Source organism: Pedobacter panaciterrae, from assembly GCF_013204795.1.
GTDB lineage: Bacteria > Bacteroidota > Bacteroidia > Sphingobacteriales > Sphingobacteriaceae > Pedobacter > Pedobacter panaciterrae.
Window position 1 is genome coordinate 859,498 of sequence record NZ_JABMKW010000020.1, and the last position, 11,633, is coordinate 871,130.

The following is an 11,633-nucleotide window of genomic DNA, read 5'->3' on the forward strand; positions in this document are numbered from 1 at the left end:
TGTAGGGTCAATTATTGCAGATGTTGGATTGCAGTGATCAAACCGCCTTCTACTTTAAGCCCTCTGGTGGCTTTACTGGTTGAAGCATCGATCTTGTAAACCCACGTAGTGCCATCTTTCAGGTTCACACCGATGTAACCGGTTTTGCCATCTTTAGGGCTATAGTTATTATCAGTTACGTCCACAATGGTAGCAGGCTCAGGAAAACCTGTTACAGCCGATACAGTTTGGTTAACAACATCAACAACTGCCAAAGTTTTACCGGTAACATAGGCACCTTTAGTTGCCTTAGGTTCCATGTTGGCAATAAACTTATTTTGTCCAATGTATAACCAGTTGGTGATCACGTAACCGTTAGATGCAGTTTCAAAATTCATCAGGTAGCTTTGGTCAAATTCTGTAGTACCAGCTTTGATGCGGGTAATTGAAGAAGGCTTAGTTGAAGTAAGTACACCGCCATTAACTGCTACCGAACTAGAAAATGCGTACACATCTCCATTCTCAACCTGCCCCAAACCATCTGTAAAATACCTTCCGATAAAGCTAGTTCTCGTATCCTTAATTGTCTTTTCATATTGCATTCCCGGATAAGAATATACCGCGATACCTGCATAATCAGGAAAATCTGTTTCAAAGGTTCTGCCCTTAATGCTAAAGAATGGCGCAAATACTTTGTTCCCTACCTGTTTAATCCAGCTGAAGTGGGCAATCTCACCGTTTCCGGCAGGTTGAAGTGCATCTATAGTACCCTCTGAGGTCTGCTTATTGGTATTAGAATTTACAATGTACCAGGTATGCAGTGTACTGCTTCCAGCTGCTGCAAAAGATCTGGATACCTTTACCATTAAGATGTCGTCATTAACTGGAGCAAATGCTTGAACTGTTGCAGCTGTAAAATCATTTAGTTTATTTAGCTTACCGTTTTTAACATCATAAACAGTAACAGCGCCAGGACTACCCTGACCGTAAAGCATACTAAAGAATTTGTTGCCAAGTGTTACATAGTAACGATAAGTACCATCCTGTTCAACACCATTACCAATAATAGATGCAGAACCTTCATCAAGGCTAGAGGCCGTCAGCAGATAATCGGCTACGCCTGCAATTGCAGTCGGCGTAACTGCTAACACATAATTTCCGGGATTTTCAGGGATAACCTCCCTATCGCTTTTTTTATCGCAAGAACTTAAAGCGGCAATAAGTGCCAAAGCCGAAAGCGTTTTGGTAATTGTTGTTTTCATGTTGATTTTTATAAAATGATTATTATGATTTATTGATGAAGTATCTGAAGTTTAAATAGAATCCGCGACCGGGCTTCTGCAGACTAAAATTGTCAAATACCGGTTTATCAGTAATGTTTTTTACTTCCAGGGAAACATTATAACGGCCATTTTTCATGCTATAAACAAAATTCATATCATGGGCAACCTGTGTAGGTATACCATTTTTGTCATCTCCGTTTGTACTCCCTAAGCTTGGCCAATAGAGCCAAAAAGAATTAACGTACAACAGATTGTAGCCCACTGTAAGGTTATTACCTTTTCTTAAAACATTTTTAAATGATGCAGACACATCTGCGTTGCCAAAAAAGTAAGGGATGTTAGGCATCTGATCCAGGTAAACAACGCTTTCGTTCTCATAAAATCCACCATCTGGTTTAGGATCATATTTTTGAAGGTTTCTTAACTTCTGATAAGTAACGGTAGCACCGGCACTTAACCAATTTTTATAGGAATACCTGATTTCTCCATCAATACCTGTGGTGCGTACACCCGAACGATTGTCTGCGATGAGCAAATTCTGAGATCCGCTTGTGCCACCAACAAATTTATTGTAAATAAAATCGCCCGAGTATCTGTAAATGGCATTAGCAGTTACGGAAAAGCGATTGACCTCATTGATCTTAAATCCAAATAGAATACCTAAATTGAGGTTATCACTCTTTTCTGGTTTTAAGTTCGGACTAGCAGCCTGATTTTCCAGATCACCAAATATTTCGTTTGCTTCAGGCATCCGGTTGGTCAGTTCGTAAGAAGTTCTGAGTTGTAAGTCAGGAATTATATAGTAAGCCAGGGCCATGCCATAGCCAAGTTTCTCTGTAGATTTGTTGACGTTTCTGCTGCCAATTACATTGTTCAGATAAATGTATTTTCCAAACAGATTTAGACTCAATTTATTTTCTACATCATATCCGTACCCAAAACCAAGTACATTCTTATCCATTTTTTTTGCCGGATCTAACGCATTTTTTTCGGGAAATAATAAGTCATCGGTCTTTCTATTGAAGGTAGAAAACACATTGTTCACCGCCACAGAGTGATGGTCAGAAATTTTATAGCTCAACATAGCTGTGCCAAGCCCATTATTGTTTTTGTATTTAGCTAGCTGTCCGCCATCTCGTTCACCCAAAGTCGGCTTAGGATCCCGTATCCCGTCCCAATCGTAATCTGCTCTGGCTGTATCTATTGTTTTTTCATATCCGAGGTTATAGTTTGCGTTCACAGTAAGGTCCAATCCCTTAATTAAATTTGTCTTTTTGTATTTAAGCGATGGCATAACGATTCTTCCACGCCTGTGTAACTGACCATAAACACTTTCAGGTCTAGCAGCCGTTTGTATTTCCTTATAGTTCTGACCTAATGTTATTCCGAACAAAAGGTTATCTGCAAATGATTTATTAACCACACCAACGTTTGCTATCAAAGTTTCGTTATGATAAGTGTCGTTAAATCTCCTTACCGAAGACGCCCTTTTTTCAGGCACCATATCATTCTGCAACCGAAGTTTGAGGTCTGTTTTATAATTGTTATCTGAGTAATTCTGGAAAGCGCTTAGCTGTACCGTTAATCCACTCTCTGAAGTAGCTGCAGCATTAATAACACTACGGTGTGTATTGAACGAACCATATGAATAAGAGGCATCCACATAATTCCGATGCCTGTTTCCTGTCACAATGTTCACTGCTCCACCCAACGCATCAGAACCTAACCACATAGGTACAACACCTTTATATACCTCTACACGCTCGGCAACATTTATAGGAATGTTGTTGATTTGGAAAGAGGATCCGAAATTGTCCATCGGGATACCATCTATAAAATAGCGGATATGATTACCTGAAAATCCATTTAATGATACATTAAAGTTGGAACCCACGCCACCCGATTCTCTTACCCGAACGCCAGCAACACGATCCAAAGCGCCCGAAATATCTAAAGTCGTATTGTAAAGTTTAGTCGCGTCAATTGCCGTTACGTTAAATGCCTGTCTGTTTACCTCTTGGGCCTTTGTCCGACCAATTACATTGACCGTTTCCATTTCTTTGACATCTTCGTCGAGCCCCAGATTTAGTTTTACATCTTCACCATTTCCTATTTTGATTGACTTCTTTTGAGATTTAAAGCCAATTGCCCAGATTTCGACAATATAGTCTCCTGGTTTAACGTTAGTGACTTTATAAAATCCATTTTGATCTGATATTGCTCCGTACGAGGAATTTCGAAGCTTTATGGTGGCAGCAGATACAGGTTCTCCTGCACTGCTTTTGAGTTGCCCACTCACACTGGAAGATGTTGTTTGGGCTTTTGAAAAAATAACATAGGTACACAGTATACCCAATAGCAAAAATTTCTTAATTTGCATGACTTTTAACTACGATTAAAGGTGAGCCGGCTTAGCCGGTAGCCACACGGGTCCGAACCGTGTGGCATTTTTATGCTGCAAATATAGAGTTATTTAGATTAAGTCCAAATAGCAATACTAATAATTATAATATAATTTTCAATTCGTAGTTAAAAGTTTTTCTATCATATTGATATTCTTGAAATTACCAACCTCAATCCGACCTACATATACACTTTTGGAAATGCTTAACCTGTGGTCAGAAATGATTTATGGTATCATCATATAATCCCCGGCATAATTCAAGTATTGGTTGCATTCTAATTTAGCTTCTTTAGACTTAGGGTACTGCTCAGGTAACCAACCATTTGTCACATCATCCATCAGGTTACTTTCAAAATCATCGTTTGAAAGCAACCCTGTGGATAAATGTCTTAAATGAAAGCGGATTTCCGCTCTTGTTTATATCTATCAATAATTAAAATTCAATAGTATCCTAAGTTGGTTGACTTGAACTTGCTGTTTTTTATAATGAAGTGCATCCCTTATAAATATAAAGAAAAGATTCTTTTTATCATTTTAAAAAACTTTTTGTCTGCTTTTGTGTTCTAATTATAGTTTGAACATAATCTCCCTAAGATGAAAACCAAATCCCTATTAGCAGCCTTAGTGCTTTCTGCTGGACTTTTCAGCATTACAGCCAACGCGCAGACCGATCAGACTGCGCCCGTAACCGTAAATATTGATTTAACCGCTCCAGTAATCTCTATAGATCTTGGTGCGGATCCTACCGTAAACTTTTTGTATGCTACAGCTGCAGATTATACCGTAGCGCAAACTCAACCTAAGGTTGGGCATTTTACGGTTATCAGTAATCAGAATTACGATATAACTGTTGCAGCTCAGGCTGAATTCACCGTATATCCGGCGCAAACCGCTGTTCCGTTAAGTGTGGTTCAAGTAAGTGTTGATCCTGCAACGGCAAATGGAGGAACGCTGACTATGCAACCATTGTCAATGACACCAGGCGAACTGGTATCGGATGCAACAGCAACTACCGGAGCAACCTATAATGTAAACTATTCAATTCCGGACGCTGCTCCTTTGTTGGGTAAAGCTAACGAAGTGTATACTACAACAGTTATCTATACAGCTACACAGTTATAGATGTCTTACTTTAATTCATTAACGAGGCATTACATTGTTTTGCTGAGTTGGATATTGCTGCCAATCCTTACCATAAGTTTTGCACATGGGCAGGGCTTGTCCGTTAGCCCTTCGAGAATTCTTTTTAAGGGAGAGCCTGGTGAAACCGTTACGCAAGCAATTACCTTTGTTAACAATTCGAAAAATGAATTTAACTTCACCTCTGGTATAAAGGATTGGGATCGTGATTCAACAGGAACAAAGCGCTATTTCCCTGTAGGCCAAATCAAAGATTCCAATGGAAAATGGATTCAGCTTTCAGCAGGTAGTTTTGGATTGAAACCCGGAGAAACGAAGGAAGTAAACCTCTCACTGATAATCCCTAAGAACGACACCTCCAAAAGGTTAACACATAGTATGGTTTTTTTTACACAGGTTAAAGAACAGATGAAGAGAAAACCGAACCAGGCCGAAGTAGGTGTTAATGTGCTTATAGAGGTCGGTGTTCAGGTTTATCATGTGCCAGTGGGTTTACCTGCCGGAGATCTGGAATTTCTGGCCTTTGTGGACAAAGGCATTTCCGGTAATAGCAAGACTGGTATCCGAAAAATGGCCGTAAAGGTGAAAAATTCCGGACAGATCAATAAAGACGCCTATGTTAGATTTGAGCTCACCAATAAAGATACAGGTGAAGAAATCCCTATAAAATCTATTGCTATTGCAATGCTTCCGGGTGCAGAGCAATGGGTAAACCTGGACTTACCTGCCAACCTGAAGGGAAACTATTTAGCCGTCGCGATTTTAGATGCGGGAAGTCAATACGATTTAAAAGTTGCTGAAAAAGAAGTTACATATTAGTTTTATTTTGCTGCTTTATATGGGCGTGTGTATTCCACTTAATGCTCAGATAATTGTAACATTGCCTGAGGCCAATATAACGGCACGCAGCAATTATACTGTAACTTTGAATTCAGGAACTTATAATGGTCTTGTAGGTCTTATACCAGTTATTGAGGTCAAAGCAAATACAGCTAATTTTGCCAATACTGTAGGCGGAACAGCAACAGTGCCGTTAAATGCGGCATTTTTAAAGATACGAAGTATTGGCTCACTTTCGGTTCTTGGTTCGGCTACCGAAGTTACACTCACCACGGCCTATCAGGTTATGTATACTGCGCTTGCAAATCTCTCATCTGGAGCTTTTGTGGTAGATTACCGTATCAACTCAGCTGCAAATACCTGGGTTGCCGGAATATACCGTACGCCAATACAATTTTATACAGGCGTGCTTAGTCCTAACCGGATTACACCAACCACTCCTAATTTCGACATCACTATTCCTGCATTTATAACCCCTCAGGTCACATTGGGAACCGTTAATTTACCAGTGAATAGTTTTAGTATTTACCGAGCTGCAAATGGTCTATCGGTTACAAAAGCCATATCCGTATCCAATACGGTACCGTATATATTAAGCCTGCAAACCGGCAGCAGCCTTTTTACTTTTAATACAAGTTTGCCCTATAATCAGCTCCCTTCATCGGCTGTTAGCCAGGTATCTGCAACCTTAACCGGAATTGGCACAGCAACAGCCATTAATTTGTCTACCACCAGCCAGGCATTAACTACCACTACAGGAATAGGCGTCCCCACAAATAACAATCAGGTGCTCAACGCTGCATTTAACATCACCGGAGCCAACCTTAGGCAAAGTTTTGTGCAGGCTGGAACTTATCTTGTGCCCATCACATTTACCTGGAACAAACTTAGTACTGCTTACCCTTCCGGAACTTTGCAAACATCACGTTCTGGTAATCTACAAGTTACAGTTAGCGACCTTTCTGAAGTTGTAACCAATCAAACCAATGTTTCTTTGGTCTTTTCTTCAGCAAGTGATTATCAGCAAGGAGTTTCCAAACAAATGCCTGCGCATATCAAAATCAGTAAAACCACACCCTATAATTTGTATGTTAGGGCTTTAACCTCGAGTTTTAGCTCGGGTGCCAATCAGATTCCCTTAAATGTGCTCAGAATAGGTCCCATGGTGGGCCAGACGGGGATGAATACAGTTACACTCTCTACAACCTCGCAACAGCTTATAAACACAGCAAATCCGGTAATCGACAGAAATTTAAATGTACTATATAGCATTCCGGCAAGCGAAACAAATAAGCTGCTTGGAAAACCTGCTGGATCTTACAGTACAACGGTAGTTTTTAGTTTTGTAGCGCTTTAGAAACGGGTTACTCCTACCTTGCGCCGCTCGTCTTTAATCTCAAAATTCAATTGATTATCTGGCTTATCCGGACTTAGCTCTACTTTATTTTCGGAGTTGCCGATGCTAAATGACATACCTTCTGTTTCGACAAAAACGGTATATGTACCTGCAGGAAGATAAAAAGAGTAATTTCCCGAAGCATCGGTTAGTGTTTTATATATTTTTCCATTAGCATCCTTTGCGTTAACAAGTATTCCAGAAAGGATCGGACTGGTGTTTTGATAGCTTTTTTCTATTACCTGCATTTTCCCTTTTAAAACAATAGTTTTTACCAACGGAATCTCCATCAATTTGTTTCTAGTAATGACAATTGATATCGGTTCCTGCATTCCCCAATTCTTACTATTAACCACATAAACGGTATAATTACCAGGTTTCACCTCATAAAATTTAACAGTGCCCTTTGAATTGGTCCGCGCTGTTTCCTCATTTAATTTAACGGTTATGCCTTCGGCACCTTTTTCATTTGGATCTCTGATGCCGTTGTTGTTATAATCTTCGAAGTATGCTAACTCCAGCTTCTTTCCTTTGCTTTTATTTAATCCTGAAAACTGCTTTTCTATACCTACCCTAATCTGACGGGTATTAAAGGTATTGGAATTGAATGAATTAATTGCATAATAGTCAAATGGTACTTTTGTCTTCATAATGCTGTAAAACAAGTCGGCAGTTATTGCCCAGTTTCCCTTTATCATCCATTTGCCACTGCCGTTCAAAGCATAATTTTTGGTTTGGGTAAAATCGTAATAATTATACAATGTTGCCAGTTGCACATTTAACCTGTTTCTAAACAAAGTAAAGCTGGTATTTGGTCCAAATGAATACAACTTGTAGTCGGCATTCTCTGTTGCAGAAAAAGAATCGCTTAAATAATAAGGATTGAGCTGAATGTAGCTGGTAAAGCCAAACAGACGATTACTGTAATTGCTATTTAAGCGAAGCGAATGAAATGGCGGTTTTGGTTCATTAGAAGTATTTTTATAGGTATATCCATAATCAGCATTAATAGATAAACTATGATTGTTGTTAAAAAAATTGAGGTTAGCCTGCATTCTCACTGAAGATGATCTCCATTTAAAATCCTGGTTAAGCTGTGTAAGCAATTGCATGCCCTGAAGTGATTGATCCATAAAGTAAGGTCTGAAATCGAGGTTGATCTTTCCCATAAGAATACTGTAACCTACCTCATAAACATTGATGATGTTTTTGTTTGCACTAAAGTTATAGCGGTTTCCAATATCCTGATACTCCGGCGAATTGTTCAAAATACTTATCCTTGCCGAAAGTGTACCCTTTTCCATCGTTTTAACCACTCTGTTATCACTCTGGAAAAGGCCTCTGTGCAGTCCGGTATAATAGGAAGTACTGTAATAATTGTTAGTGATAAATTGATAGCTACCTGCATTCAGTGTGTAATTTATACCTAAAGCTGCTGCATGTTTGCCCGTGCGGTTATTTGCTTTTTCTAAACTGTAGCCACCCTCGAGATCTAATTGCTGGGTGGCGTTTAACCTGACGGCTGTTTTCCCGCTTACCTGGTGGCTGCTCACACCGAAGAAACCATTTTGAATGTGAAGATATGTTAGCCTGCCCTGCTGATCACCAATGGTTTTAAAGGCGTAGTTTGCTGCAATAATAGTTGGGCCTTCCAATGAGTTTGTTACCTGGCTCATCAGCATATAATTGTTCTGCATGCCATATATGCTTAGACTCTTATCTTCATTGAAATTAAGGGTAGCTTTAGCACCTCTGCCACTTAGGGCATAGTCAAGATTTTCATAAATGCTGCCGATCTTTATTCCCCAGTCTTTATGCTGGTAGTCAAGGTAACTATCGTACAGGTTAATGCCTTGCAAATCCTGGTAGTAATCCAAATTGAAACGATAATGGAGGTCGGAATTGTTGGATAAATTAAGTTTTCCGTTAGCCTGCATCTGATAAAATGAACTGTTCTGGCTCATGCTCAGATATCTTAAAGCGGCTGTATTGTTCAGATTTTCGTCATATGGATTGTCACCTGCCCCATATCTTCTTACGCTGCTGACACTCATGATTCTGATTCTTTTTAGCGCCAGCTGATTACCACCCTGATCCACTGCCTGGATGGTTACATTAAAATCGGCAGCAATTTTATTGTTCAGTTTGTTCCGCGCATTAAAAGGCAACAATTGCTGAGCACCCGGCTGCAAAACCAACGACATTTCCTCGCCTGTGAACTCCAGACCTTCTGGCACTTCAGTAAGTGCCAGGCGGAAGGAAATTGGGACTATGCCCCTGTTGGTGCATAACAACATGATCTGAGATTGACCGGTAACCTGATTGAGGTAAAATTCTGATTGCTCGGTGCTGATATCCAGTCCAGTCACATCACTTAATAGCGTATAAAAAGAAACAGCAGGCTGGATTTTCAACTGCGCATCGTCGGATTTAATAAATACAGTAAAAGCTTGTATATTTTTGTTTATTGTTTTTCTGTCGGCAATGTATTTTAATGGGAATGCCTTTTTCTCTTTGGCATTTAAGTTAATGCTTTTAGGAAGCGTAATCATACCTGCAAGTGTCGGTGTTTTAATTGCTTCGGAACTTAGTAAAACGACTTTATCTGACAGGTTCTCTATGATCAGTTTATTCGAAAAGGTTTGACCTCCGCTTACTTTAATAGTATCTTTTTCAAAACTATAGCGAACATTGTATATCTGCTGGGCGACAGCCTGGTTACAAATCAAAAAAGCACAACAAAAACAAATGAATATTAACAGACTAAAACACTTATCTATGCTTTTCTTTTTGCAGATCATGTTGCAAATCAGGTTAGACGATATATTTGGCCGGCAAGTGCTATTTGGCACTTACCATAATAGAACAACAAACAATTATCTTAATTGTTTATTTATATAATATTGATGCAAAAGTATTACGTTTTAAGCTGATCCAGAAGAGGTTTGAATATACCCATCGTCATCATCTCGACTACAGAATAAGCGACACTATAAACGGCGGTATAAATAAAGAGGGTGATCATGATTTAAATATGATCACCCTCTTTATTATTTGGTTTTAACAAAAATTAAATTAAAAACCTGGATTATTTGGTAACAGATTTGGATTAACATTAATTTCCTGCTGTGGTACCGGAAACAGCAATTGTTTTTCTGCGAACGTAGCTCCAAAAGTAGTTCTGTGGCCAACAAAATTATCCCAGTTTCCTGTTACATCGTTGTGTACTTTTCTTGTTCTGATCATGTCAAACCACATTTTGTTTTCAAAACAAAGTTCAAAATTTCGCTGTAACCATACCTCTTGTTCAAATGTTGTTTGAGACAACGCTCCGATAGGTGCAAGTTTTGCCCTGTTTCTAATGGCATTTACATACCCAATAGCTTTAGAATTAGGCCCTCCCTCGGCTCTGTTAGAAGCTTCGGCATACATCAACTGTACATCGGGCAGGCGGTATAGGGTAAAATTAAGATCTGATTTTACGGTGTTTAAAACAGCATCTGTATCGAACCATTTATAAATATAAGCCTGTCTGAAAGTAACTGTTTGTCCGGTTTTTATATTTGGATAGCTCCTGTAGAAAAACTGTCTTTCGGCAACTCTTTTATCACCTGCAGCAAACGATTGAATAAACTGCGGAGTTGGATAAACCGATCCATATTCATCAGAATATTTAGAGATACCCGAAAAATTAGGAATGGTTAATGGTGTAAGCGGATTATTTGAAGGAACAGCTGCAGCATATTGTACCTGAAATATGAACTCGCCTGTATTTTTATTTGAAGGTTTAATCATATCTGTATATTCAGGAAACAAGGTATAACCGCCTTTCTCAATCACATCTAAAGACCGCTTAGCCGATTCCGCATAAAACTGATTTCCACCATTAATTGCTGCACCAGCATAGGTTAAGTATACGTCGGCCAGTATTGATTTTACTGCTCCCATAGATACCTGCCCTGTAGCATCTTTCCACGGAAGGGTGGATTTTTCTGCTTCCAACAAGTCAGGTATAATAATGGTGTCGTATATTTCCTTTGCTGCTGTACGCGGAAAATTCAGGTTAAGGTCCTTAGGTGTTTCGGTTACCTTTGGAACAGCACCGTACATGCGTACCAGGTAAAAATAATACAATGCCCTTAACGTACGTACTTCGGCCAGCATGTTGGCTTTCTCCTCATCTGTTAGGCCTGTAGCATTAATGGCTGGTATTTTTTGAATAGCCAGGTTACATGCACCAATACCAAGGTAAAGCTGTCTCCACCATGTGTCGAAATAAAATGAGGTTGCATTGTAAGATAGATTAGAAAAATTAACGAAGCCCGTTTGGCCAAGATCGCTATTTGCTTTACCGGTCACAAACTCCATTAGGTTCCAGGTATTACCTCCATAAGATGAAGGTTGGCCTGCTAATAACCCCTGCAGGTTTTGATAACCTGCATTTGCAAACCCTCTGGCAACTTTTTCGCTTGACAAGTCAGATTCTGGTGTCAGAAAATAAGTGGGTTTTTCTTCCAGAAACTTTTTGCATGAGCACGTAAGTAATATACATGCTACCAATATTATATTTTTTATCGTTTTCATATGAGTA

General features: G+C 39.3%; 7 protein-coding genes. 3 read left to right on the top strand and 4 right to left on the bottom strand.

Going from position 1 to position 11,633, the window contains the following annotated elements; translation table 11 throughout:
- Positions 1–11: 11 nt before the first annotated feature.
- Together HQN86_RS22515 and HQN86_RS22520 are read right to left on the bottom strand one after the other, a co-directional pair.
- Positions 12–1,241 (bottom strand): DUF4374 domain-containing protein, encoded by a 1,230-nt coding sequence (locus HQN86_RS22515; protein WP_172663114.1) that lies wholly within the window; start codon positions 1,239–1,241, stop codon positions 12–14.
- Positions 1,242–1,263: 22 nt separating this feature from the next.
- A complete protein-coding gene (locus HQN86_RS22520; protein WP_172663115.1) occupies positions 1,264–3,642 on the bottom strand; it encodes a TonB-dependent receptor in 2,379 nt (792 codons plus the stop codon).
- 618 nt (positions 3,643–4,260) lie between these two features.
- Here HQN86_RS22520 and HQN86_RS22525 point away from each other — a divergent pair.
- The 3 genes from HQN86_RS22525 to HQN86_RS22535 are packed head-to-tail and all read left to right on the top strand — an operon-like array spanning position 4,261 to position 7,003.
- Complete coding sequence (locus tag HQN86_RS22525) at positions 4,261–4,788, top strand: hypothetical protein (RefSeq protein ID WP_172663116.1); 528 nt, start codon at positions 4,261–4,263, stop codon at positions 4,786–4,788.
- Positions 4,789–5,625 (top strand): fimbrial biogenesis chaperone, encoded by an 837-nt coding sequence (locus tag HQN86_RS22530; protein ID WP_172663117.1) that lies wholly within the window; start codon positions 4,789–4,791, stop codon positions 5,623–5,625.
- Positions 5,600–7,003 (top strand): hypothetical protein, encoded by a 1,404-nt coding sequence (locus tag HQN86_RS22535; RefSeq protein ID WP_172663118.1) that lies wholly within the window; start codon positions 5,600–5,602, stop codon positions 7,001–7,003. Before HQN86_RS22530 ends, HQN86_RS22535 begins: the two co-directional genes overlap by 26 nt.
- Here HQN86_RS22535 and HQN86_RS22540 read toward each other — a convergent pair.
- Both HQN86_RS22540 and HQN86_RS22545 read right to left on the bottom strand, forming a co-directional pair.
- Positions 7,000–9,771 (bottom strand): SdrD B-like domain-containing protein, encoded by a 2,772-nt coding sequence (locus tag HQN86_RS22540; RefSeq protein WP_172663119.1) that lies wholly within the window; start codon positions 9,769–9,771, stop codon positions 7,000–7,002. The genes HQN86_RS22535 and HQN86_RS22540 overlap by 4 nt on opposite strands.
- A gap of 346 nt (positions 9,772–10,117) precedes the next feature.
- Positions 10,118–11,626 carry a RagB/SusD family nutrient uptake outer membrane protein gene (locus HQN86_RS22545; protein ID WP_172663120.1) on the bottom strand — a complete coding sequence of 503 codons (1,509 nt, stop codon included), beginning with the start codon at positions 11,624–11,626 and terminating at the stop codon, positions 10,118–10,120.
- Between the last annotated feature and the right edge of the window lie 7 nt (positions 11,627–11,633).